This is a genomic window from Streptomyces sp. CA-106110, assembly GCF_050936285.1.
Classification (GTDB): domain Bacteria; phylum Actinomycetota; class Actinomycetes; order Streptomycetales; family Streptomycetaceae; genus Streptomyces.
Map to the genome: position 1 here is coordinate 3,457,471 of NZ_JBNJNB010000001.1, position 24,089 is coordinate 3,481,559.

Sequence of the window (24,089 nt, forward strand, 5' to 3'; positions counted from 1 at the left end):
TCCCTGCCGGGGGCACGGCCCGTCGCCGTCTACAACGCCGCCAGCGTCGGCAGCAGTTCCGCCGCCGCCGTCACGTCCCCCGTCAGCGGGCGGTCCTCCGTCGTCCCCGGGAGCGCCGCGGCCGCCACAGTGAAGGCCGGGACGGGCGGCGGGGCGGGATGTAGGCGCAACGCCCGTACGGCCACGACCAGTTCGCAGGCGAGGACGGTGCGGTACGCGTCCACTGCGCGCAGCGACTGGCGTGCGGCCTGGGAGGCGAAGCTGGCCGCCTCCTCCAGTCCCTGGGACAGGACCGTGTGCCCGGCCGACACCGGTGCGGCACAGGAACGCAGCTCGGCGAGCGCGGAGTTGGCCGTGTACTCCAGGATCATCGTGCCCGAGCTGCCCGTGGGTCCCGAGGCCAGGTACGCGGGCAGTCCGGTCAGGTCCGCCCTGCCGAGCGCGGTCAGCCGCGCCGCGGACAGCTGCGCGGTCCCCAGCAGGGCCAGGCATGCCCCGTCCAGGGCGAGGCCGAGCGGTGCCGCGAAGAATCCGCCGTGGTGGTGGGCCGTGCCGTCCTCACCGATCAGCGGGTTCTCCGAAGGACAGTTGACCTCCACCTCGACGATCCGCCGCAGCACGTCGGCGGCCTCCAGCGCGGGCCCGTGCACCTGCGGGAAGGCCCGGAAGCCGTACGGGTCCTGGATCCGCCCCACAGCCGGCGGCGGCCGGTCGGGGACGGCCAGCAGGCGCCGTACCTCCGCCGCGGCGCGGGCCGCTCCGGGGTACGGGCGTACGGCGTGCACGGGGGCCGCGTAAGCCTCCAAGGACCCGGACACGGCGGCCAGCGACAGAGCCGCCACCGCGTGCGTGGCGTCCAGCAGCACCGTCAGGTCGTGGCAGGCCAGCGCGGACTGACCGAGCACGAGGGCGTTGCTGCTGAGCAGGGCGAGGGCGTCACCGGGACTCAGGGCCACGGGCGCGGGCAGACCCGACTGCGGGTCGCCGAGCCAGAGGCGCTCGCCGATCAGGGTGAGACCGGTCTGGGCCAGCGCGGTCAGATCGCCGGTGCCGACGCCGCCGTACTCGTTGACGGCGGGGCGGACGCCGAGCCGCAAGGCGTCGGTGAGCGCGGTGACGAAGGCGGGCTGGATGCCGGAGCCGCCCGCCAGCAGCTGGTTGGCGCGCACGGCGAGCATCGCCCGGATCTCGCGGGCCGGGAGCAGGGCGCCCGCTCCTCCCGCGTGGCTGCGCAGCAGCCGCAGCCCGTGCCCCGACTCCTCCTCGGCATCGACCCGCACCGAGCGGTGGGCACCGACGCCGGTGCCGCGGCCGTACAACTGGCCCGCCGCAGCGAGCCGCTGGGCCGTGTGCCATGAGCGCCGGGCGCGCTCCATGGCCGGTGCGGGCACGACGGGGACGGCCGCGCCCCCGGCCAGGCGGACCACCCCGCCGACGTCGAGGGCGGTGCCGTCGAGGACGACGCGGGCGCCCGTGGGCTCGGGCACCCGCGCCGCTCCGTCCGCGGTGTCCACGGGCGGGTGCGTCAGCCCAGGCCGGCCGACTTCAGCCAGGCCTTGGCGACGTCCAGCGGGTCCTTGTTGCCGAGCTGCACCTGGGTGTCCAGGTCCAGCAGCGCCGCCGTGTCCAGCTTGGCCGACACGGCGTTGAGCGCGTCGACGCCCTGCTGGGACAGCCCCGACTTGTAGACGAGGGGCTGCACGTTCTCGAACCCGAAGAGGTTCTTCGGGTCCTGAAGGACCACGAACTTCTCCTTGGAGATGGTCGGGTCCGTGGTGAAGATGTCCGCCGCCTGCACGGTGTTCTTCTTCAGGGCCGCCTGGGTCAGCGGGCCGCCCGCGTCCAGTGCCTTGAAGGACTTGAACTCCAGGCCGTAGACCGACTTCAGGCCCGCCAGTCCCTGCTGCCGCGTCTGGAACTCCGGGGACGCGCCGATGACCAGGTCCTTGGCGGCGTTCTTGAGGTCCGCGATGCCGGACTGCTCGGTGAGGCCGTACTTCTTGGCGGTGTCCGCGTTGAGGGTGACGGAGTCCTTGTCCTGCGCGGGCGCCGGCTCCAGCAGCGTCAGCTTGGAGTCCAGCTTGGCGTTGATCGCGGCCGTGGTGGCGGCGATCGTCTTCGGGGTGGCGTCCTTGTCGAGGTAGGCCAGCAGCGCGCCGTTGTACTCCGGCAGGACCGTGATGGAGCCGTTCTTCAGCAGGCCGTAAGTGGTCTCGCGGCTACCGATGTTGGGCTTGTAGGTCACCTTCAGGCCCTTGGCCTTCAGGGCCTCGCCGTAGATGTCGGCGATCAGGATGCTCTCGGCGAAGTTGTTGGAACCCACGACGACGGTGTTGCCGTCGGACTTACCGCCCGAGAGCGGGTCGGACTTGTTGTCGGAGGACGAGGAACACCCCGCGAGCAGTACTGCCGTGGCGGCGAGGGCGACGGCGGCCGTGCCGGGGAGTCTCCTGCTGGACGTGCTGGTGTTCGCTGTAAAAGTCACGATTCCCGTTCCGGGCCGAAGGGGTTGGGGCAAGGCGTGGCGCTGCTGTGCGGGGGTGCGGGCGCCGCACTCCACTGATCCAATCCAGCTCGTTCTCGGTCAGTCAAGAGCATTCTGGTCACCGATTGGCCTCGATGCCCGGACGATCGTGAACGTCCGATTATGAAGGAGCAACGACCGAACCGGGGCGGAACCACGCGCTCTTCGTAATGGATTCTTGACGTAGGGCGACCGGAACCGGGGCCTCAAGAGACGGTAGTCTCCCGGAAGTTCGCGCGGGGCTGCAGTGTGCACTGACAACGGTGTCCGGGCCGCCTTGTACCGTTCTGTGCCGACCCGGTCGGTTCCGTTGGCGACCCCGGTCGATCCATTGCGGTCACATTGAATCTAATTGAATCTACACGCGCCCCAAGACGCCTTCAAAGGAGGCTTGGTGTCCACGAACGAGGTGGACGCGCCGACCCGGCCGGCGCCGTCCCCGCCGGGCGGTGGCCTACGCGGCTTCGCCGTCCGATGGCCGTTCAGGCGCAAGCTCAACATCCTCTTCGGTGTACCGCTCGCCGTGGTGGCCGTGCTGCTCGTCTACCTCATCAGCGGCCTGATACAGGAGTCGGTCAGCGCCGGGTCCGCGGCTCGGCTGGTACGCGACAGCACCCAGGTCGCCCGGCTCGTCGACCGGTTGGAGGCCGAACACCAGCAGGCCATCCTGCTCTCGGTGCGCTACGAGGCGGCCGCCGGCGGCACCAAGCCCTCGCTGTCGGCCTATCGCGCCGCCCAGCAGGCCGTGGACGCCCAAGTGGACGAGGTGCGGGCCGCCTTCGGAGACCGGCTGCCGGAGACGGAGGACCAGGTCCTCAAAGAGATCGACGGACTGTCCAGCCTGCGCGAGACCGTCGAGCAGGGATACCTGCCCGCCGACAACATCGACCCGGCCTACACCAACGCCTCCGAAGGACTGATCGACGGTCTCGGGCTGGACCGGAACGAGGATCTCGCGGCCACCTTCACCGGCAACCTGCTCGACTCGCTGCTGCGCGCCGACGCCGCGCACGGCGCCTTCGAGACCGGTGTCTTCTCGGCGACGACCGGTGACACCAACGCCCTCATCGAGTACGCGGGTGCGGTCGGCTCCTACGAGCTGTACACCTACCAGGCGGACCGCTTCGGCCGGTTCGCCAGCGATGAGCAGGCGGACCTCCTCTCCGGGATGGAGCACAGCACCGCCCAGCGGGACATCGCCGAGGCGTACGCCGAGCTCCAGATCGACCCCAGCGCCCTGCAGGCGGCCACCCTGGCGGAGGTCCGAGCGAAGTCCACGGCGGCCCTGAGCGGTTACTCCGCCTACCCCCGGCAGGCCGCCAGTCGACTGGAGATCACCGCTTCGCTGATCGACCAGGTCGCCGACCGGGCCGACGCCGCGTCCAGCACCGCAAAGTGGCGAGCCGGACTGCTGCTGAGCCTCGCGCTCGTGGGCTTCGCCGTCTGGATCGCATTCTCCGGGGCGGTGCGCCGCTCCGTGGTCCGCCCCGTCCAGGCCCTCACCGGCGCCGCCCAGCAGGTCGCCGAGGTCGCCAGCCGCGAACTGGCCCGGGTGGCCGACGAGGACGCCGAGGACGACGGCCCGCCACGGCTGCGCGAGATACCCGTCACCGCACGCGACGAGATCGGCGAGCTGGCCGAGGCATTCAACCGTGTGCAGACCACCGCGGCCGCGCTGCTGGAGCGCCAGGTGCTCAGCCGGCGCAACGTCGCCGAGATGTTCGGCAACGTGGGGCGCAGGGTGAGCAACCTGACCACGCGTCAGCTGGTGCTGATCGACGCGGTGGAGCGAGGCGAGACGGACCCCGCGCTCCTCGAACGCCTCTACTCCATCGACCACATCGCCGTGCGGCTGCGGCGCAACGCGGACAGCCTGATGCTGCTCGCCGGCATCCGCGAGACGGTCCTGGACTCCGGTCCCACCGCGCTCACCAACGTCGTACGGGCCGCGCTCGGCCAGATCGAGGGCTTCCAGCGGGTGCGGCTGCACGCCGAGACCGATGTCATGGTGGAACCCGACATCATCGGCGACCTGACGCTGATGGTCGCCGAACTCCTGGAGAACGCCGTCTCGTTCTCACCCGCCGGCAGCCCCGTCGAGGTGACGGTGCGCACCCGTGCCGAAGGCGCGGTGATCGAGGTCGCCGACCACGGCCTCGGGATGAGCGCCCAGCGGCTCGCCGAGGAGAACGCCCGGCTGGTCCGCCGTGAGCGCCTGGACGTCGTACCGACGAAGGTGCTCGGCCTGTTCGTGGTGGGCACGCTGGCGCGCCGCTGGGAGGTCCGGGTCGTACTGTCCCGCACACCCGGCGGTGGGGTCACGGCCACCGTGGAGATCCCCTCGATGTTGCTGCTGCCGATGAGCCCGGTGGACGCGCCGGAGCCCGCGGCCACGGCGTCGGCCACGGCCGGGCCGGAGCCCGCGGCTGCCGTGTCCGGCCCGGTGCCGTCGGCCGTCGTCGCCCCGGCGGCCGTGCCCGCCGAGCAGGCTCCCGTCGGCGCCCAGGAGCGGCCCGATGCCCTGCCCCGGCGGCTCCCACGCCACCAGCAGCACGAGGTGGGCGGGGAGGCGGCCGGAGACGGCCACGAGCGTGCGGACCGTACGGAGTCCCGCCTGCCCGACGGCACCGGCGCCCTGGATCATTCGGCTCGTCATGACGGTGCCGAGGAGCTCCCGCTCGTCCCCCACCCCCGCGCGGAGGGCACCGCACCGGCTCCCGGGGCCCGCACCCCCGAATCGGCGCACGTCGTGGCCGAGGGCGCACCCGGCACCCCGAGGCCGCTGCGCCGCCGCGTCCGGGGCGCGACGCTGCCGACCACCACCTCCGACACCGGCCGGCAGGCGGCGTCACGGGCTCTCCGGCCCGCCGAAGCCGACGAAGTCCGCTCCGCGCTCGAGGAGTTCGAGGCCGCGGTGGAGCGCGCCAACCGCGACGCCGCCGCCCGCACCACCCCCCATCGCACGCACGACCAGAACCACCTCCAGGAAGGAGCGGAGCAGTGAGCAAGTCGACAGGTGACACTCCGGCAGGAGGCACCACGCCGGCCGACCTGCAAGCCGCAGCAGCCGACTTCACCTGGCTGCTCAACCGGTTCGCGACCGAGACCGCGGGCGTCGTCGACGCCATCGCCGTCTCCTCCGACGGTCTGCTCATCGCCGTCTCCGAACTGCGCGAGCACGCCGACTCGGAGCGGCTCGCCGCGATCGTCTCCGGCATCACCAGCCTGGCCGCCGGCGCCTCCGGCAACTACGGCCTCGGCGGCCTCAACAAGGTCATCATCGACCTGGAGGGCGGTCACGTCCTGGTCTCCGCGATCGGCAGCGGCGCCGTGCTCGGCGTGGTCACCGACAAGGAGGCCAAGCTGGGCAACATCGCCTACGAGATGACCCTGTTCGCCAACCGGGCGGGTGCCGCGCTCAGCCCCCAGCTGGTGCTGGAGCTGAAGAACAGCGTCGGCGCCGCCTCGGCGGGGTGACCGGTCCCGACCCGGCCGAGGAAGGAAGTCGCACCCATGGCGGACGGCCGCACTCCGCGCGGCACCGACGAGGAGGGCCGCACGCCGCTGGAACCGTTCGGTCGCGTCGCCGCCGTACGGCCGTTCCTGGTCACCGCCGGCCGGGTGGCGCCCACCGCGTCCGGCCGGCCGGTCCCCGTCGAGACCCAGGTGGTGGCCACCACGGAGGGTCTCGAAGCGCTCGACCGGCTCTCGTTCGAGCAGCACGACATCGTCGCCGCCTGCAGGCAGCCGCAGTCCATCGCGGAGATCGCGGCCCGGCTGCGGCTTCATCTGAACGTGGTCCGGGTCCTCGCCGAGGACCTGCGCGCCGCCGGGCAGCTGACGGTGTATGTGCCGCACACCGACGTCACGCACGACGCGTCCGTCCTGCGAAGGGTTATCGATGGCCTCCGGGCCATCCCCGACTCCCGGGGGGTACTCCGTGACACCGACTAAACTGGTCACCGGCGGCGCGGCAGCGCAGACGGCCGTACGTCCCCCGCTGCCGGTCAAGATGGTGATCGCGGGCGGCTTCGGGGTGGGCAAGACCACCGCCGTCGGTTCGATCTCCGAGATCGAACCGCTGACCACCGAGGCGGCCATCACCGAGGTGGCGGCGGGCGTGGACGACCTCACGCACACCCCGCGCAAGACCACGACCACGGTCGCGATGGACTTCGGCTGCATCACCATCGACCCGACCCTGAAGCTGTACCTGTTCGGCACGCCCGGGCAGGACCGGTTCGGCTTCATGTGGGACGACATCGTGGAGGGCGCGGTCGGCGGGCTCGTCATCGTCGACACACGGCGCCTCGACGACTGCTACGCGGCCGTGGACTACTTCGAGCACAAGGACATCCCGTTCGCGGTCGCCCTCAACGCCTTCGACGGCAGGGTGGAGTACGGCGTGAACGAGGTGCGCTGGGCGCTGGACGTCTCCGAGCACGTCCCGGTCATCGTCTTCGACGCCCGGGAGCGCGGCTCGGTGCGCGACGCGCTGCTCGTGGTGCTGGAGCAGGCGCTGGCCCGCAGCGAGGGATGACACACCGTGCGGGGCCCGGGAATCGTGGATTCCCGGGCCCCCGGTCGTTCCGTCAGGCGCTCCGGCGCACGCCCTGCGACACCGCGAAGCGCCCGGCCGCCCAGAACAGTCCGAGCGTCGCGAGCGCCATGGCGGCCACCAGCGTGGCGCCGCCCACCACCTTCTCGTAGTTCCTCTGGTAGAGGCCGTCGATGATGTACCGGCCGAGGCCGCCGAGGCCCAGGTACGCGGCGATGGTCGCCGTCGAGACGATCTGGATGGCGGCCGAGCGCAGACCGCTGAGGATCAGCGGGAGCGCGACCGGGAGTTCCACCTGGAAGAGTATGCGCGACTCCTGCATGCCCATGCCGCGGGCCGCGTCCACCGGGGACGGGTCGACGGAGCGGACGGCCTCGTAGGTGGTGACCAGGATCGGTGGAACCGCGAGGACGATCAGCGGGATCATCACGGGCAGCAGACTGAACCCGAGCAGGATGACCATCAGCACCAGCAGGCCGAAACTGGGCAGGGCCCGGGCGGCGGTGGCGATCAGGGCGAGGGCGTTGCCGCCGCGCCCGAAGTGGCCGGTGACCAGCCCGACCGGCAGCCCGATCGCGGCGGCGACGACGAGCGCCTCCAGGGAGTACTGGAGGTGCTCCCACAGGCGCGTGGGGATGCCGTCGTAACCGTGCCAGTGGGCGCTGTCGTTGAAGAAGGCGCTGACGAAATTGAGTACGTTCACCGGGCGGCGTCCTCCAGGACGGGCACGGCCGCATCGGGCCGGGCCGCGGCGGCCTTGGGCTTCGGGCGGCGCGCGCCGCTCGGCATCCAGGGGGTCAGCAGAACGCGGACGAGGACCAGCACGGCATCGGCGAGGATGGCCAGGACCGCCGTGGTGAGCACGGAGTTCCAGGCGAGCTCGGGCCGGTGGTAGATGTTCGCGTCGTTGAGCAGGTTTCCGAGCGCGCCCTGGTTGCCGATCAGCATGCCGACGCTGACCAGGCTGATGCTGGACACGGTGGCCACCCGCAACCCGGCGATGATGGCGGGCACGGCGATCGGCAACTGGACCTGGAGGTAACGGCGTACGGGTCCGAAGCCCATCGCGGTGGCCGCGGCGAGCGTCTCCTGCGGTACGGAGCGGACGCCGTCCACGATCGCGGGGACGAGCACGACCAGGCTGTAGACGGCGAGCGGGATCATCACCGTGGTCTCGGTCTGGCCGGTGTAGTCGATGAGGACGACGAAGAAGGCCAGCGAGGGGATGGCGTACAGCACGGTCGTCACCCACAGCACCGGCGGGTACAGCCAGCGGAACCGCACACAGAGCTGACCGACGGGCAGCGCGACCAGCAGACCCACCAGGACCGGGAGCAGGGACTCCCTCAAGTGCAGGCCGATCAGGCCGAGATAGCTGCTCTGCAGGTCGCTCGGGATGTCGAAGAACCTGTTCATCCGGCGACCTTCTCGTCCGGGTGCTCCTCGGCATGGGCGCTGCGGATGGCGTCGCCGACGGTCTGCTGCGACACGACCCCGACCACCCGGCCGTCGCCGTCCACGGCGACGGACCAGCCGGTGGGTGACAGCACCGCGCCGTCGAGCGCCGCGCGCAGCGAGTCCTTGCCGTACACGAACGGCCGTCCGTACGGCAGCAGTCGCTGCGGTGCGATGTCCCCGGCGACGAGGTCCCCGGGCTCGCTCCAGCCGAGCGGCTTGCCGTCGAGGTCCGTGACGAGCAGGTACGGCACGTCGGACGCGGCGCGGGAGGCGATCTGCTCGGCGGTGGAGTCGACGGCGACGATCGCCGTCTTCTTCAGCTCAAGGCCCTCGGTGGTGAAGAACGACAGCCGCCGGATGCCGCGGTCCGTGCCGAGGAAGTCCTCCACGAACGCGTCGGCCGGGGACGACAGAAGCTCCGCCGGCGGCGCGAACTGGGCCAGTCTGCCACCGGTCCGCATGACGGCGACCATGGTGCCGAGCCGGATGGCCTCGTCGATGTCATGGGTGACGAAGACGATGGTCTTGCCCAGCTCCTCCTGGATACGGAGCAGTTCCTCCTGCAGGCCCTTGCGCACGATCGGGTCGACGGCGGAGAATGGCTCGTCCATCAGGAGCACCGGCGGGTCCGCGGCGAGTGCGCGCGCCACACCGACGCGCTGTTGCTGCCCGCCGGAGAGCTGGTACGGGTACCGCTTTGCCAGCGAGGCGTCGAGTCCGACCCGGTCCATCAACTCCCGGGCCCTGGCCCGGGCCCGGTCCTTGCTCCAGCCGAGCAGCCGGGGCACGGTCGCGATGTTGTCGACGATCGTGCGGTGCTGGAAGAGCCCGGCGTTCTGGATGACGTACCCCATCGACCGGCGCAGCGAGTTCACGGGCTGCTTGCTGATGTCGACGCCGTCGAGCGTGATCGTGCCCTCGCTCGGCTCGATCATCCGGTTGATCATGCGGAGGGTCGTCGTCTTGCCGCAGCCCGAGGGGCCGACGAAGACGGTGATCGAGCGGTCCGGTATCTCCAGTGACAACCGGTCGACCGCCACCGTGCCGTCCGGGTACCGCTTGGTGACTGAATCTATCCGTATCAAAGCGCCGAATACCCTTCGGGTGTGGCAGGAGCGGCCTGATCCCGGCCGGTGTCGCATGGGCCGTTGCGGGGAGAGTGTAGACGGCGCATGTTGCGGCTCCATGGCGGGTGACCTGCCGGTCGGACCACGGCGGTGCGCCCGGCATGCGAAATCGGGGCGGAGATGGCCAGGTTGCTGCCCCATATGGCCGCCCTTTCTTATGGGGTCCCCACATATGCCGTCCCATGCCTCCTTTGCCTAACGTGTCGCCGCACCGAGGAGCGTCGGGCACACGTCGGCAAGGGGGACAGGACATGCGGTACAGACAAGGCCGTGCGGGCCGGTGGCGGCTGCTGCTCGCCGTCCTGATGGCGGTGGTGGCCGGACTTCCGGCCACCGGCGGCACGGCGTACGCCGCCGAGCCGCCTCCGTATCTCACTCTCGAGGCCACCTACGGAGCCGGTGTCGTCACCAACGGCTGGGAGCGCGTGGAGCGTTACCTCGACACCACCACCGGATTCCGCACCGAGGGCTACCCGCCGGACGGCCGCGGTGACCAGGACGGCAAGCGGGTGACCTACTTCGGTGGCGTCTCGCGCCCGTACTCCGGCCGCTTCCTGCTCTACTCGGCCCCCGGCTGGAACACCGGAACCAGCACCACGCCGGTCCTGCTCGTCCATGGCGCGAATGACACCGCGGACCGCGCCTGGGCCAATCCGGGTGAGGCGGGCGGCTACGGCTGCGGCGCCCTGTCCTGCCCGTCCACCGGGCTGATGCAGTATCTGTCGGGGCGTGGCCAGCGCGTCTTCGCCGTCGGCTTCGCGCACAAGCAGGGTGACAACCTGATGCAGGCGCAGATCGTCGGCGACGCGATCGCGGTCATCAAGGCGAAGCTGGGCGTCACCAATGTCGACCTCGTCGGCTGGAGCAAGGGCGAGATGTCGGCCCGCGCGTATGTGTCGTCCCTGAAGCCGAGTTGGGGACGGGCCTACGCCGGTGACGTCCGCAGGCTGATCACCGTCGGCGGGCCCAACGGCGGCTACGACTATCCGTACGCCCACGGCTGGGCGCACGACTTCTCCATCTGGCCCGAGTGCGGAGGCACGGTCAACGCCCCGTCCCCGCATTCGTACATGACGTGCTACGGCCAGTACACCTCGCACCCCGAGTTCTCCATGACGCCGGCCGGCGGCTACGACGACTATCCCGGTCAGCGCCAGATGCTGGCGCGCTGGGACGGGGTGTTCGGGGTCGACGGCTCCGGGCAGGACTGGTACACGACGTACTACGGCGGCCAGGGCTTCTACACAGCGGGCAGTGGCATCCAGGCCGCCATCAACGCCGGCTCACTGATCACGCCCCTGCACAACGCCGGAGTACCCGCCTCCGTCACCACCTATCTGCTGGCCGGCGGTTCCGCGGACGTCGTCGGCATCTTCAACGAGAACCGCGGGCCCAGCGACGGTGTCGTCTTCATCGCGAGCGCGCTCGACACCACCGGTATCCCCACGGTCGGCGGCACGGCCACCGTGGTCGGCGCCAACCACCTCGAGCTGGGCTGGAACAGCTCGGCCGCCGCCCAGATCGCCACCTGGCTCTCCTGAAGGACCGCCCATGAGCACCAGCAGCATCCGCACCCGACGAGTTCCCACCGACCGGCTCACCGTCGGGGTCACCGACATCCGGGACGAGGGCGAACCGGTCGTCTTCGTCCACGGAAACGTCTCCTCCGCCGCCTTCTGGCGCACCACCCTGCCTCTGCTTCCGGAGCGGTACCGCCCCCTCGCACCGGACCTGCGGGGGTTCGGCGACACCGACCCGCTGCCCATCGACGCGACGCGCGGCCTGCGCGACCACGCCGACGACCTCGCCGCGCTGCTGGCGGCCCTGGGGCTCGACCGGGTACACTTGGTGGGCTGGTCGATGGGCGGGGGCGTCGTCCTGCAGTACCTGTGCGACCACCCGGCCGCGGTGCGCTCGGTCACCCTGGTCAACCCGGTCTCCCCGTACGGCTTCGGCGGTACCCAGGGGGTGGACGGAACCCTCAACTCCGAGGACGGGGCGGGCTCGGGCGGCGGCACGGCCAACCCCGAGTTCGTCACGCGGCTCGCGAAGGGCGACCGCGGTGAGGACTCCCCGCTCTCCCCCCGGTCCGTCCTGGCGAACTGCTACGTCAAGCCGCCCCTGCGCCCCGAGCACGAGGACGAGTACGTCGAGTCCATGCTCACCACCCGCACAGGGGACGACCACTACCCGGGCGACAGCGTGGCGTCCTCCGCCTGGCCGGGCGTCGCACCCGGTACCCGCGGGGTCCTCAACTGCCTCTCACCGCTGGTCTTCCGTGTCGACGAGCTGCATCTGCTCGACCCGAAGCCGCCGGTGCTGTGGATACGCGGCGAGGACGACGTGATCGTCTCGGACATCTCGCTGTTCGACCTGGCGCACCTGGGCTCGATCGGCGCGGTGCCGGGCTGGGACGGGACGCCCGCCCAGCCGATGGTGGCGCAGACCCGCCACGTGCTGGACCGCTACGCGTCGGCCGGCGGCACGGTACGCGAGGTCGCCGTCCCGGGCGCCGGGCACGCCGTGCACCTGGAGCGCCCCGAGGAGTTCGGTGCGGCTCTGCTGGAGGTCCTGTCGGCCTGACGGTGTGCGCGACCGAGCAGGCCTCTTCGCGGGCGGCGTGGCGTCCTTCCCGGACGCCCGCCGCCCCGCCCTTCGGCCGGTCAGCCCTCGCTCGGCGCCAGACGCAGCGAGATCGAGTTGATGCAGTACCGCTGGTCCGTCGGGGTCGGATAGCCCTCGCCCTCGAAGACGTGCCCGAGGTGCGAGCCGCAGCGGGCGCAGCGCACCTCCGTGCGGACCATTCCGTGGGAGCGGTCCTCGATCAGTTCCACGGCGTCGCTGTCCTTCGGGTCGAAGAAGGACGGCCAGCCGCAGTGGGACTCGAACTTGGTGTCCGAGGTGAACAGCTCGGCGCCGCAGGCACGACAGGAGTAGACGCCCTGGGTCTTGGTGTCGGTGTACTCACCGGTGAAGGCGGGTTCCGTGCCCGCCTGGCGCAGGACGGCGTACTCCGCCGGGGTCAGCTCCGCGCGCCACTGCTCGTCCGGCTTGTCGATGTCGTACGACATGAAGGCCAACCCCTTTACTTCTGTGCGAGACGGTCCAGAATCCGGGGGCCGAGGTCCGTGACGTCCCCGGCGCCCATGGTGAGAACGAGATCTCCGGGCTCCGTCATTCCCGCCACGACCGCGGGGACATCGGCCTTGTCGTGGACGGCCTGGACGTCCGCGCCCGCCGCCCGGGCCGCCTCGATGATCAGCTCGCTCGTCACGCCCGGGATCGGGTCCTCGCGGGCCGGGTAGATGTCGAGGACGACCGAGGAGTCGGCCAGGCCGAGCGCCTCGCCCATCTCCTTGCCCAGCTCCTGGGTGCGGGAGAAGAGGTGGGGCTGGAAGACCACCAGGATGCGGGAGTCACCGGCCGCGGCCCGCATCGCCTCCAGGTCCGCCGTCATCTCCGTCGGGTGGTGCGCGTAGGAGTCGATGACCTGGACGCCGGCCTCCTCGCCCTTGAGCTGGAGGCGGCGCTTCACGCCCGTGTACGCCGCCAGAGCCGGGGCCAGCTCCGCCGCCGGGACTCCCAGCGCCGCGCCCGCCGCCAGCGCCGCCACCGCGTTGTGCGCGTAGTGACGGCCGGGGACGGAGACGGTGAAGGTCAGCTCCGTGCCGTCCAGCACCACCGTCACCTCGCTCTTGAGGCCCTGCGGGACGACGGAGAGGATGCGCACATCGGCGTCCCGCGACTCGCCGTACGTCACCGTCCGCACCGAGCCCCCCAGCCGCCGCGTCAGCTCGCGCGCGCCCTCGTGGTCCGCCGAGACCACGAGCGTGCCGTCGGACACGATCCGGCCCGCGAACGCCTCGAAGGAGTCGTAGATCTCCTCCATGGAGGCGTAGTTGGCGTGGTGGTCGAGTTCGACGTTGAGGACGATCGCCACCTCGGGCGCGTACTTGTGGAAGCTGCGGTCGCTCTCGTCGGCCTCGGCGACGAAGATCTCGCCCTCGCCGTGCAGGGCGTTGGAGCCGGGTGCGTCGAGATCGCCGCCGATCGCGTACGACGGGGCGAGGCCCAGCTCGGTCAGGGAGACCGCCAGCATCGACGTCGTGGTCGTCTTGCCGTGGGTGCCGGCGACCGCGATCGGACGCAGACCGTCCATCAGCCGGGCCAGCGCGTCCGAGCGGTGGACCACGGGGATGCCCAGCTCCGCCGCCCGGGCCAGCTCGGGGTTGTCCGCCCGGATGGCGGAGGAGACGACGACGCAGCTGGCGTCGTCGGCGAGGTGCTCGGCCGCGTGACCGATGTGCACGGTCACGCCCAGCGCGCGCAGCGCCTCGGCGGTCGGGGAGTCCTTGGCGTCACTGCCCGCCACCTTGGCGCCACACTGCGCGAGGATCTTCGCGATGCCCGACATTCCGGCGCCGCCGATGCCGATGAAGTGCGGTCGGTCCATGGCGGTGGGGAGGCCGGGTGCCATGCGTGTCTCCTGGATGCTGGTACGGCGTGCGTTCAGCGCCCCAGCCTATGCGGTATCGCGCGCGCCCAGGGACACCGACCGGTCACTGGCTCTTGCTGTGCGAGAACAGCTTGAGCACCGGCACGCCCACCTTGTGCCGGGCTCTCGAGGCCCAGTCGCGGTGGAAGAACTCTTCCACGTAGTGGGGGTCGGTCAGCACGATGACCTCGTCCGCGCCGACCTCGTCGACGAGCTTCTTGAGCGCGTCGAGCGGGTGGTCCTCGATGAGCCTGCCCTCCGCCTCGCTGCCCGCCCCGTGCAGCGCGGACAGGGAGACCTCCAGGGCCTGCTGCCCCAGCGCCACGGCGTCCTTGCCCTCCGGGGTCTCCCGCTCGTGCGCCGCCTCGTCCAGCTCGCCGAGGGCGATGTCGTCGATGGCGCGCAGCAGACGGTCGGCCTGGTCGCCGCGGGGCTGCAACAGGACGTGGAAGGACACCGCTTCGTCACCGTGCAGAGTGGTGACGAACTCCACGTCCGCCGACGTGAGGGCCTTCTCGATCATCAGTACGCTCGTGAACACGACGGGCGCCCCTTCTTTTCCGAGTCCGTCGAGGACCCCCGAGGGGCCTCTCCTCCGTGGGCCTCCAAGGCCCTGCGGAAACCATCCTGCCCCGTGATCGCACAGAGACCGCCTGATTTAGTGCGCCCATCCGGGGTCGCACGGAACAGGTGATTCCACAAAATCCGGCTCAAGGCACAGGAACACGCACAGCCCCGTGGCTCAGCTCCGGTGGTAGCGGCTGAACAGGAATCCCTCTTCCTCCAGCAGCGACACGAGCGTAAACCGCCTGGGTACGGCCACCGACGGCCCCCCGGCGATCCGCTGCGCGTCACCCGCCGTGAGCATGGGGGACACCGTCAGGCACAGCTCGTCCAGCACGCCTGCCGCGACCAGCTGGCCCAGCAGCCGCGGCCCGCCCTCGGTGAGCAGCCGGGTCAGGCCGAGATCCGCGAGGGCGCGTACGGCGCGGGCCGGGTCCACGCCCATGCCGTCCCCGGCGGTCACCACCCGGGCGCCCGCCTTCTCGGCGGCGGCCACCCGGTCCGGCGCCGCCGCGGCCCCGGTCAGCACCAGTGTGGGCACCAGCGGCGAGGTGAACAGCGGCCATGAGAAGTCCAGCTCGAGACTCGCGCTGACGACCGCGATCGCGGGCACGGGCCCCTGCCCGGCCGCCGTGCGCAACGCCGCGAAGGCCTCTCGCTCGCGGGCCGGGCGGTATCCCTCCTGCCGTACCGTCTCAGCCCCCACGATCACGACATCGGCGAGCCCCCGCAGAGTGCCGAAGATCCGCATGTCGGCGGCGCCGGAGATGGGCTGGGAGCGCCCGTCGTGCTGGGCGGCACCGTCCAGGGTGGAGACCATGTTGGCGCGCAGCCAGGGCTCCCGTCCGCCCGGCCCCGCCTCCGGATACGCGTACGCCGCGGCCAGCTCCTCCAGGCTCCACTCGCGGTCGGTCTGGCCGGCACCGGGGAGCCCGCTTGCTGGACCCGCGCCCGCCGCCTGCCCGCCATCGGGGGCCGTGTCACCCGGCCGGGTCGCTGTCTCGTCGGTCACAGGGAACAGGCGTCGCATGTCGAGCAGTGTGGCACGGCCTTTAGAGTGGTGAACCGTGTCGTCCTCCACCGCCGCCTCAGGGATCGATCCGATAGCCGAGGCGGCCCCGCTGTCGCTCTGTTCCCGCGAGCCGCACGTCCCCGCCGACCGGCTCGTCGCCGAGATGGTGCCGCCGCCGCGCTTCGACTCGGTCCGCTTCGCCACCTACATCCCGGACCCGAACCAGCCCAGCCAGACCGAGGCGGTCCGCGTCCTCGAGGGCTTCGCCGACGGCCTCGGCGGTGCCCACGCCGTCTCCGCCAAGCGCTCGTTCTTCGGCTTCGGCAAGGCGAAGTCCACCAAGGTCCCGTCGGGCCCCCGCGGTGTCTACCTCGACGGCGGCTACGGCGTCGGCAAGACCCATCTGCTCGCCTCCCTGTGGCACGCGACCCAGGCGGCGCCCTCGCTCAAGGCCTTCGGCACCTTCGTGGAGCTGACCAACCTGGTCGGCGCGCTCGGCTTCCAGCAGACGGTCCAGACGCTCTCCAGCCACCGCCTTCTCTGCATCGACGAGTTCGAGCTCGACGATCCGGGCGACACCGTCCTCGTCTCCACGCTGCTCGGCAAGCTGGTCGAGGCGGGCGTCGCGCTCGCCGCCACCTCCAACACCCTGCCGGGCAAGCTCGGCGAGGGCCGCTTCGCCGCCGTCGACTTCCTGCGCGAGATCCAGGGCCTGTCCGCCCACTTCCGCACGCTGCGCATCGACGGCGAGGACTACCGCCACCGCGGGCTGCCGGAGGCTCCGGCCCCGTACAGCGACGAGCAGGTGACGAAGGCGGCGTACGCCACCGCGGGCGCCTCGCTCGACGACTTCCCGCACCTGCTGGACCACCTCGCGCGCGTCCACCCCAGCCGGTACGGCGCTCTGGCCGACGGGGTGCACGCCGTGTGCCTGACCGATGTCCGGCCGGTGCCGGACCAGTCGACGGCCCTGCGGCTCGTGGTGCTCGCGGACCGGCTCTACGACCGCGAGGTCCCGGTGCTCGCCTCCGGACTGCCGTTCGACAAGCTGTTCAGCGAGGAGATGCTGAAAGGCGGCTACCGCAAGAAGTACTTCCGTGCGATCTCCCGCCTCACGGCGCTCGCCCGTGACGCGCAGGGTCTCGTGAAGGAGTAACAAGCCCAAACGGTTGTGCGCCGCCGCCGTGGACCCGATGCACAGGGGTCCGCGCGCCCAGTACGACAGGGAGCTGATGGCGCAGGGCGCCGGGAACGCGATCTGCGGGCTGCTCGGCACCCTGCCGATGACCGCGGTGATCGTCCGCAGCGCGGCCGACGTCCAGGCGGACGCCAGGACCAAGGCGTCCCCGGTGCTGCACCTCGCCGACAAGGGGACGGGCCCGGACCAGGCCCCGGCTGCCGGGCAACGCGACGTCCCTGCGGCTGCCGAAGATCCTCGACGGCCTGGAGGCGGTGCCCCAGGACCGGCCGGTCGAACTGGACCTGACCGGGCTGCACCCCACCTGAACCACGCGTGCCGTGCGGCCCTGGAGAGCTGGGCGGAGCGGCACAGCGCGGCCGGGACGGAACCGGTGCGGATGACATCCCGCCGCTGACCGCAGGGGGCCACCGGGCTCGTCCCGGGCGAGCGTCTACCGGTGGGCCGGTCGGCCCTCGCTTGGTGGACACCGGCGGAATTATGGTGGCAGTGCAGACATATCGGGCCTCTCGACGAGGAGGTCGTCGTGATCCAGGAGCTGGTGGGTGCCTTGGTGGCGGCGGGTGCCGCCGGATTCGTGTTCCTCGCCTCGGCAGCACGGGTCGTCAAGCAGTACGAACGCGGAGTGGTCTTCCGCTTCGGACGGGTCCTGGGGTCGCCCCGGTCGCCGGGTCTGACCCTGATCGTTCCAATGGTGGACCGGCTGCACAAGGTCAACATGCAGATCGTGACGCTGCCCATCCCCGCACAGGAGGGCATCACACGGGACAACGTGACCGTGCGCGTGGACGCCGTCGTCTACTTCAAGGTGATGGACGCGACGAACGCGCTCATCCAGGTGGAGGACTACCGGTTCGCGGTCTCGCAGATGGCCCAGACGTCGCTGCGCTCGATCATCGGCAAGAGCGATCTGGACGACCTGCTCTCCAACCGCGAGAAGCTCAACCAGGGCCTCGAACTCATGATCGACAGCCCGGCCGTGGGCTGGGGCGTGCAGATCGACCGGGTCGAGATCAAGGACGTGTCCCTGCCGGACACGATGAAGCGGTCGATGGCCCGCCAGGCGGAGGCGGACCGTGAGCGCCGGGCGCGCATCATCAACGCGGACGCCGAGCTCCAGGCCTCGAAGAAGCTGGCGGAGGCCGCCGGGGTGATGTCGGACCAGCCCGCCGCGCTCCAGCTGCGGCTGCTGCAGACCGTAGTGGCGGTCGCGGCCGAGAAGAACTCCACACTCGTGCTGCCCTTCCCGGTGGAGCTGCTGCGGTTCCTGGAGCGGGCGGCGCCGCAGGAGGTGACGCCCGGCCATGACGGCGCACGGCCGCCGTCGGCCACGGCGGAGCCCACCCCGGAAGCCTTGGAGGAGGCTGTGGCAGGCCCGCTGCCGGAAGCCGCGGCACCCGTGCCGGAGTCCGTGCCGGAAGCCGCACCGGAAGCCACGACGGCGGTGCCCACGCAAGAAGCCGCACCGGAGCCCGCAGCACGCGTGCAGGAAGTCACACCGGAGCCCGCGGCACCCGTGCAGGAGCCCGCGCCCGAAACCGCGACGGCGGTGCCTACGCGAGAAGCCGCACCAGGCCCCGGTCCCACACCCCCTTCGGAGCTGTGGGCCGACCCCTCGCCGGAAGGCACACCGTCGCCTTCCCCGTAAGCGTCGACCGCCTCCGCCGGCTGTGACGACCGCGCCCGAGTGACTCTCTGCGGGCGGCCGGGCGGGTGACTTCGCCCCCTCACCGGCCCGGCACACCCGGAAGATCTGCTTTTCTGATCATTTCGGTGGTTACGTTCATGCGGTGAACGCTCTCGTACGGCACATCGCCACCCTCGGCGTCCTGGGCGCGGCGCTCGCCGCCTGCACGATCCCCGGTGCGTCGCACCACGCCCCGCGACCCTCGGCGTCTCCTTCGGCGTTCCCCACGACGACCGTTCCCGGGCCGCCCACACTCGCGCCCGGGCCGCAGGGACTGGCGGCCGTGTTCAAGAGAGCCCCGACGCACGAGAAGGTCGTCGCCCTCACCTTCGACGCCGACATGACCGCGGACGAGGGGCGCCGCGCGGCGGCGGGCGAGCACTTCGACAACCCCGGGCTGATCGGTGCCCTGCGGGAGCTGCGGGTTCCGGCGACCGTGTTCCTGACCGGCCGCTGGGTCGACCAGTACCCGCGGCAGGCACGGGCGATCGGCCGGGATCCGCTCTTCGAGGTGGGCAGCCACTCCTACAGCCACTACTCCTTCGCCGGCTCCTGCTACGGGCTGCCGATCCTGCCGCCGCAGCGGATGCGCTCGGACGTGGAACGCGGCGTCACGGCGCTCCACAGGGCGGGGGTGCCCCATCCGGTGCCGTACTTCCGCTTCCCCGGCGGCTGTTACGACAACCGGGCCCTGCGCACGATCAGTGCGCTCGGCATGACCGCGGTGCAGTGGGACGTGGTGAGCGGCGACGCGTTCGCGACGGACGCGGACGCGGTCGTACGGCAGGTCCTGCGAGGGGTCCGGCCCGGTTCCGTGGTCATCATGCACTGCACCCGCGGCGGGGCGCCGGTGACGGAGAAGGTGGTCCGGGCCGTGGTGCCCGAGCTGCGCAAGAGGGGCTACCGCTTCGCCAAGGTCTCCGAGCTGATCGGAGCGTCCGGCGGACGGCGGCAGGACCCCGGCTCCAGTCCTGCGCCTACCCTGAGGCCATGAGCGATTACTGCGAGACGGAGCCGGCAGCACGGGAGCCCGTGGCGGGCGGGCCGCCGTTCGCCGAGTGTGTGCTGTGCCGGAAGCCGACGGAGTACCCGGAGTCGTACAAGGGACTCACGCTGTGCCCGATCTGCGAGTGGCAGGAGGCGCAGCGCACCGCCTGCTCCGGATGAGCGCGGCAGTCCGCCGGCGGCGTACGAGGCCGTCCTCTCCCCCACGATGACCCGATGTTCCGCCTGGCAGACTTGAGCCCGTGAGCAGCGACCAGACCACCGCCGCGCCGGCGGACGCCTCGCACGACGGCCAGGACAGCCCCTTCCGCGCCGAGCGCACCACACGCGACGAGGCACCGCAGTTCGTGCTGCCGCTCGTCGTGCGCATCGAGCGGGCCGCTCCCCCGGCACGCACGGACGCGCTGGAGACGGCGGCGCGTGCGGTGCTCGAGATCCTGAGCGACGAGCGCTCACTGGGTGAGGGCGAGTGGGCCCAGGCGATGCGGGACTGGCAGGACGCACGGATTCGCAAGGTGGTCCGCCGGGCGCGCGGCGCCGAGTGGCGGCGGGCCGAGGCGCTGCCGGGCCTCACGGTCACGGGCAAGTCGGCCGAGGTACGGGTCTTCCCGCCCGTCCCGCTGGACGGTTGGCCCAAGGACCTGGCCAAGCTGCAGGTCTCCGGCACCGACCTGGAGGACCCCGAGCCGCCGGCCGAGGCCGATCCGGGGAGCCCGGTGCTGTGGCTGAACCCGGAGCTTGAGATGTCGGCCGGCAAGGCGATGGCCCAGGCCGGACACGGCGCCCAGCTCGCCTGGTGGGCCCTGCCGGACGAGGAGCGCGCCGCCTGGCGCGACGCGGGCTTCCCCCTCGCCGTGCGCACCGCACGCCCGTCCCGCTGGGCCTCACTCACCACCTCCGGACTGCCCCTGGTACGGGACGCCGGCTTCACCGAGATCGCCCCGGGCAGCTGCACGGTGGTCGCGGAGCATCCGGCACTTCGCCCGCGAAACGGTTCCTGACCAGGCAAGGTCCCGAGGGGCCGGACCGCTCGGGACTACTGACCGGAGCGGGCGTCTGCGGGATTGCGGTTGTGGGCGTGGTGGGGGCAGGTGCACCGCCGCACGAGCAGGAGTCCACCACCGTGAGGCAGTGGCACATCCTCGGTCTGGCGGCACGCGCATCGCGGTCCTCGCAGTGACAGGATCGGTGGTATGGACACCGAGACGGACTGGGTGTACCGGGTGTGCGAACCACACGGCTCGGAGGGATGGCGCCCCTACGGCCGCGACCCCGAGCGGTGGCAGGGCACCATCACCGCCGATGATTCGAGCGAGGGCCCCCAGTACGCCGTCGCCCTCGTCGTCGCCGACCTGATGACCGAGTGGAAGATGCTCGGCCTCCCCCGGGCCAGGCATGTGCGGGTCCTGCTGTGGCGGGACGCGGAGGGTGACGCGGCGGACGCGGACGTCATCGTGGAGGTCCGGCCGGACATCCACGACGAGTTATCGGCGGGAGTCCGGATCGCCCGGCCTGATGGACGCCCCCCGGTCACGGGGACACGGTCACTCCGGCTCGCGTTGCGGCCCGGCGGCAGGCGGACGCGGCCCCGTGTACGCGTAGGCGGTGACCCAGGTGATGTCCATCTGCGCCCATGAGCCGGGGGCCGCGTACGGCCCGTACAGCGCGCTCTCGTTCTGGAGGACCCAGCTCAGCGGGCGCGAGGCCACGCCACGGTGGTCGCTGAGGTACAGATGCCCGTCCAGGTAGTAGCGGGCCCGGCCGGGCGTCCACTCCAGGGAGACCGTGTGCCACTCGGTGAACGGCTCACCGGTGTCGGCGCCACCCTGGGGGCGCCCGTCGCACGGGTGGTGGAAGAAGTGGACGGTGTCGACCCACGACTGCTCGTACATGTCCATCTCGCAGCCGCCCCCGTAGAACAGCCAGGCGCTCTTGTAACCCGGGGCGGCCCTCACCACGCGGACCCGGGCGCTGTACTTCCCGTACGCCTGCTGCATCACCGCGCGCGGCACCACCGCCGCGACATGGAGGTCACCGCCGGAGGCCGGCCGGTACATGCGGATGTGCATACGGCCGTCGCCGCCCTCGGCGGGCCCGACCCACACCGTGTCGTCGGCGCGGTACTCGCCACCGAGCACACGGTCGTTGCCGTCGGAGTGGTTGCGTGGGTCGGCGGTGTCGTACCAGCCGCACGGGTAGGCCCACCAGTCGGCACGGTAGGAGCCGGTGAGACCACCGCAGTAGGCGCCGCGTGTGTCGGCGTCGTGGTCGCAGTCGCTGAAGGAGCCGAGCGGCACCACGTCACCGTCGAAGTTCTCGGCGAAGACCTGGTGGAAGGGGCCGCAGTCGCCGCGGGGCAGCATGTCGCCGGTGGTGTGGCAGGCGTCCTCGGACGGCGTCGCGGCATCGGTCCGCGGCACGGTGCAGGCCACCTCGAGGGCCGCCACCAGGAGGGCGGCGGCGCGCAGGCGGCGCCGGTGAGCGCGGCGGTGTCGGCTCAATCTCCTGCTCCTGACTTCTGGGCCGCGACCGGCGCAGTGGTGGCCGGTCGCCCTGGGTCCGGGCAGGGTGCTGGACGGCCTCCTAATAGATCTTCCTGAAAGCCGCGCGGGGAGGTTCCGCCATTGGGGTCGAAAAGCCCCGCCGGCCGGTGGTCGCGCAAGCCGGACCGGAGTCCGGCGGAACCTCAAATGTTGCTCTGAACGTCCCCCGGAAGGGGTTCGACGCGAGTTGCCGGGGCCATGACTTCGTCACGCCGGCACCGGCGGTGCGCCGACGGGGACGGACGGGCGCACCGGGTGCCGCCGTGGACCGCACGAGAGCGGCCCGGCGGGAACCGTGGCGGAGGAGGGGACGATGGAACGACTGGGAACCGGCATCGGATGGCGGCCTGAGATCGCCGCTGCCGTGGAGGCCATGCCCGGCGTCGACTGGGTCGAGACCGTGGCCGAGAACGTGTGTCCGGGGCACCTCCCCGAGTCGCTGCTGCGCCTGCGCGCGCGGGGCGTCACCGTCGTCCCGCACGGCGTCTCCCTCGGCCTCGGCGGCGCGGACCGCCCCGACGAGGGCCGGCTCGCCGATCTCGCCGCATGCGCCGAGGCGCTGGGGTCTCCCCTGGTCACCGAGCACATCGCGTATGTGCGGGCGGGCGGGCCGCTCACCGCCTCGGCGCTGCTGGAGGCGGGGCACCTGCTCCCGGTCCCGCGCACCCGCGACGCACTGGACGTCCTGTGCGAGAACGTCCGGATCGCGCAGGACGCCCTTCCCGTGCCGCTCGCGGTGGAGAACATCGCGGCGCTGATCTCCTGGCCGGACGAGGAGATGACCGAGGGGCAGTTCCTGTACGAACTGGCCGACCGTACCGGCGTGCGGCTGCTGATCGACGTGGCGAACCTGCACACCAACCACGTCAACCGGGGCGAGGACCCGGCGAAGGCGCTGGACGAACTGCCCGTCGAGGCCATCGCGTACGTCCACGTCGCGGGCGGGTACGAACGCGACGGCGTGTGGCACGACAGCCACGCCCACCCGGTCACGCAGCCGGTCCTCGATGTGCTGGCCGACCTCGCGTCCCGCGCCACCCCGCCCGGCGTCCTGCTGGAGCGCGACGACAACTTCCCCGAACCGGCCGAGCTGGAGGGGGAGTTGGCCGCCATTCGGGAAACGGTCGAGAAGGCGGGAGCACGGACCCGGACGGGGGTGCGGCAGGGTCCCCCGGCGCGGACGGCCGCGCGGCAGCCGGCGACCGGGACCCGGCGCGGCACCGCGGCGCAGTCGGGCAAGGGACTGCTCCCGGCGGAACGGCCCGCCGGGACAGCCGGCCCGGCGGCAGAGCTCGCGGACACGCGGACCACGGACGCGCGCGGCACCGCTTCCGCCTCCGCTCGGCAGCGGCTGGCGCTCGCGCAGGCCGCGCTGCTCTCCTCCCTCGTGGCGGGTACGCCCGTGCCCGAGGGCTTCGACCGGGTGCGGCTCGGGGTGCAGGCACGCGCCCTCGCCGCCAAGCGGTCCTCGATCGTGGCGAAGGTCGCGCCGGAACTGCCCGGCATCCTCGGGGAGGAGTACCGGTCCGCGTTCCTCGCCTATGCCCAGGGCCGGCCGATGTCGGACGGCTATCGGCGCGACGCCCTCGACTTCGCCGAGCACCTGCTGCTCGCCGGGCGCCCCGAGGACGCCGAGCGGCGGCGCCGGCTGCGCGAGTGGTGGCTGGAGCGCTCCGGCCCCACCCCGCCCTCCTGGCACCCCGCGGCCCGGCTCGCCCGCGCCACGCGCCGGGTCCTGCTGCGGCACTGACCGGAGCTCGCCCGTATCACTCCTGGCGTGCTCCGGGGGCCGATTCCACGGAATGTGCCACGGTCGACACAGCAGTCGCACATCGCGCCCGCAGCGTCGATTCACCCCACTTCGCCAGGGGATGACGGCCTGTTCGCCGAGCGCATAAGGCATGCGATGCCTGCTATC

At 71.7% G+C, this 24,089-nt stretch carries 23 protein-coding genes and 1 pseudogene; 14 read left to right on the forward strand and 10 right to left on the reverse strand.

From position 1 onward, the window contains the following. Positions 1-29: 29 nt before the first annotated feature. Together ACQEXA_RS15855 and ACQEXA_RS15860 are read right to left on the reverse strand one after the other, a co-directional pair. Positions 30-1,514 (reverse strand): aromatic amino acid ammonia-lyase, encoded by a 1,485-nt coding sequence (locus tag ACQEXA_RS15855; RefSeq protein WP_432934018.1) that lies wholly within the window; start codon positions 1,512-1,514, stop codon positions 30-32. 11 nt (positions 1,515-1,525) lie between these two features. After that, entirely contained in the window at positions 1,526-2,485 is a 960-nt protein-coding gene (locus ACQEXA_RS15860) for an ABC transporter substrate-binding protein (protein ID WP_432934016.1), read from the reverse strand. A gap of 433 nt (positions 2,486-2,918) precedes the next feature. Between ACQEXA_RS15860 and ACQEXA_RS15865 the strand changes: the two genes are divergently transcribed. The 4 genes from ACQEXA_RS15865 to ACQEXA_RS15880 are packed head-to-tail and all read left to right on the forward strand — an operon-like array spanning position 2,919 to position 7,064. Further along, positions 2,919-5,528: an ATP-binding protein gene (locus tag ACQEXA_RS15865; RefSeq protein ID WP_433130423.1), complete on the forward strand. Its 2,610-nt coding sequence runs from the start codon at positions 2,919-2,921 to the stop codon at positions 5,526-5,528. After that, positions 5,525-6,001, forward strand: a complete 477-nt coding sequence (locus tag ACQEXA_RS15870; RefSeq protein ID WP_432934012.1) for a roadblock/LC7 domain-containing protein — start codon at positions 5,525-5,527, stop codon at positions 5,999-6,001. The genes ACQEXA_RS15865 and ACQEXA_RS15870 overlap by 4 nt, the downstream gene beginning before the upstream one ends. Before the next feature lie 36 nt (positions 6,002-6,037). Continuing rightward, on the forward strand, positions 6,038-6,478 hold the full coding sequence (locus ACQEXA_RS15875; RefSeq protein ID WP_432934010.1) for a DUF742 domain-containing protein: 441 nt from the start codon (positions 6,038-6,040) through the stop codon (positions 6,476-6,478). Further along, positions 6,465-7,064 (forward strand): GTP-binding protein, encoded by a 600-nt coding sequence (locus tag ACQEXA_RS15880; protein WP_432934008.1) that lies wholly within the window; start codon positions 6,465-6,467, stop codon positions 7,062-7,064. Before ACQEXA_RS15875 ends, ACQEXA_RS15880 begins: the two co-directional genes overlap by 14 nt. Before the next feature lie 52 nt (positions 7,065-7,116). On the opposite strand, the gene ACQEXA_RS15885 is transcribed toward ACQEXA_RS15880, so the two are convergent. Genes ACQEXA_RS15885 through ACQEXA_RS15895 form a run of 3 tightly spaced genes read right to left on the reverse strand, consistent with a single transcriptional unit; the run spans position 7,117 to position 9,625 of the window. Next, entirely contained in the window at positions 7,117-7,785 is a 669-nt protein-coding gene (locus ACQEXA_RS15885; RefSeq protein ID WP_432934006.1) for an ABC transporter permease, read from the reverse strand. After that, positions 7,782-8,498 (reverse strand): ABC transporter permease, encoded by a 717-nt coding sequence (locus tag ACQEXA_RS15890; RefSeq protein ID WP_359394343.1) that lies wholly within the window; start codon positions 8,496-8,498, stop codon positions 7,782-7,784. Before ACQEXA_RS15890 ends, ACQEXA_RS15885 begins: the two co-directional genes overlap by 4 nt. Next, positions 8,495-9,625: an ABC transporter ATP-binding protein gene (locus ACQEXA_RS15895; RefSeq protein ID WP_432934003.1), complete on the reverse strand. Its 1,131-nt coding sequence runs from the start codon at positions 9,623-9,625 to the stop codon at positions 8,495-8,497. Before ACQEXA_RS15895 ends, ACQEXA_RS15890 begins: the two co-directional genes overlap by 4 nt. Before the next feature lie 293 nt (positions 9,626-9,918). Between ACQEXA_RS15895 and ACQEXA_RS15900 the strand changes: the two genes are divergently transcribed. Both ACQEXA_RS15900 and ACQEXA_RS15905 read left to right on the forward strand, forming a co-directional pair. After that, complete coding sequence (locus ACQEXA_RS15900) at positions 9,919-11,208, forward strand: esterase/lipase family protein (protein WP_432934001.1); 1,290 nt, start codon at positions 9,919-9,921, stop codon at positions 11,206-11,208. Between the two features lie 10 nt (positions 11,209-11,218). Further along, entirely contained in the window at positions 11,219-12,250 is a 1,032-nt protein-coding gene (locus tag ACQEXA_RS15905) for an alpha/beta fold hydrolase (RefSeq protein ID WP_432933999.1), read from the forward strand. Between the two features lie 80 nt (positions 12,251-12,330). Here the strand turns inward: ACQEXA_RS15905 and msrB are convergent, their stop codons facing one another. The 4 genes from msrB to ACQEXA_RS15925 all read right to left on the reverse strand — a co-directional run bounded on the left by msrB (position 12,331) and on the right by ACQEXA_RS15925 (position 15,756). Continuing rightward, a complete protein-coding gene (gene msrB / locus ACQEXA_RS15910) occupies positions 12,331-12,738 on the reverse strand; it encodes a peptide-methionine (R)-S-oxide reductase MsrB (protein WP_360989914.1) in 408 nt (135 codons plus the stop codon). A gap of 14 nt (positions 12,739-12,752) precedes the next feature. Next, complete coding sequence (gene murC, locus ACQEXA_RS15915) at positions 12,753-14,144, reverse strand: UDP-N-acetylmuramate--L-alanine ligase (protein ID WP_432933996.1); 1,392 nt, start codon at positions 14,142-14,144, stop codon at positions 12,753-12,755. An 82-nt stretch (positions 14,145-14,226) separates the two neighbouring features. Then, positions 14,227-14,703, reverse strand: a complete 477-nt coding sequence (locus ACQEXA_RS15920) for an indole-3-glycerol phosphate synthase (protein ID WP_359394330.1) — start codon at positions 14,701-14,703, stop codon at positions 14,227-14,229. Between the two features lie 201 nt (positions 14,704-14,904). Further along, complete coding sequence (locus ACQEXA_RS15925) at positions 14,905-15,756, reverse strand: pyrimidine reductase family protein (protein WP_432933994.1); 852 nt, start codon at positions 15,754-15,756, stop codon at positions 14,905-14,907. A gap of 37 nt (positions 15,757-15,793) precedes the next feature. Between ACQEXA_RS15925 and zapE the strand changes: the two genes are divergently transcribed. From zapE to ACQEXA_RS15960, 7 genes and pseudogenes are all read left to right on the forward strand, one after another. Then, on the forward strand, positions 15,794-16,894 hold the full coding sequence (zapE, locus tag ACQEXA_RS15930; protein WP_432933992.1) for a cell division protein ZapE: 1,101 nt from the start codon (positions 15,794-15,796) through the stop codon (positions 16,892-16,894). A gap of 19 nt (positions 16,895-16,913) precedes the next feature. After that, a pseudogene (locus ACQEXA_RS15935) lies at positions 16,914-17,333 on the forward strand (SulP family inorganic anion transporter); the annotation flags it as partial. Between the two features lie 129 nt (positions 17,334-17,462). Further along, complete coding sequence (locus ACQEXA_RS15940) at positions 17,463-18,584, forward strand: SPFH domain-containing protein (RefSeq protein ID WP_432933990.1); 1,122 nt, start codon at positions 17,463-17,465, stop codon at positions 18,582-18,584. 142 nt (positions 18,585-18,726) lie between these two features. Then, the gene (locus ACQEXA_RS15945) at positions 18,727-19,617 is read left to right on the forward strand and encodes a polysaccharide deacetylase family protein (RefSeq protein WP_432933988.1); all 891 of its coding nucleotides are present in this window, start codon (positions 18,727-18,729) and stop codon (positions 19,615-19,617) included. Further along, the gene (locus tag ACQEXA_RS15950) at positions 19,614-19,790 is read left to right on the forward strand and encodes a hypothetical protein (protein ID WP_432933986.1); all 177 of its coding nucleotides are present in this window, start codon (positions 19,614-19,616) and stop codon (positions 19,788-19,790) included. The genes ACQEXA_RS15945 and ACQEXA_RS15950 overlap by 4 nt, the downstream gene beginning before the upstream one ends. A gap of 80 nt (positions 19,791-19,870) precedes the next feature. Beyond that, complete coding sequence (locus ACQEXA_RS15955) at positions 19,871-20,629, forward strand: peptidyl-tRNA hydrolase (RefSeq protein ID WP_432933984.1); 759 nt, start codon at positions 19,871-19,873, stop codon at positions 20,627-20,629. Positions 20,630-20,821: 192 nt separating this feature from the next. After that, positions 20,822-21,265, forward strand: coding sequence for a hypothetical protein (locus ACQEXA_RS15960; protein ID WP_432933982.1), 444 nt, complete (start codon positions 20,822-20,824; stop codon positions 21,263-21,265). Here the strand turns inward: ACQEXA_RS15960 and ACQEXA_RS15965 are convergent. Next, positions 21,173-22,129: a glycoside hydrolase family 16 protein gene (locus ACQEXA_RS15965; protein ID WP_432933980.1), complete on the reverse strand. Its 957-nt coding sequence runs from the start codon at positions 22,127-22,129 to the stop codon at positions 21,173-21,175. The genes ACQEXA_RS15960 and ACQEXA_RS15965 overlap by 93 nt on opposite strands. Positions 22,130-22,484: 355 nt before the next feature. Between ACQEXA_RS15965 and ACQEXA_RS15970 the strand changes: the two genes are divergently transcribed. Continuing rightward, on the forward strand, positions 22,485-23,921 hold the full coding sequence (locus ACQEXA_RS15970) for a DUF692 domain-containing protein (RefSeq protein ID WP_432933978.1): 1,437 nt from the start codon (positions 22,485-22,487) through the stop codon (positions 23,919-23,921). Positions 23,922-24,089 lie beyond the last annotated feature (168 nt).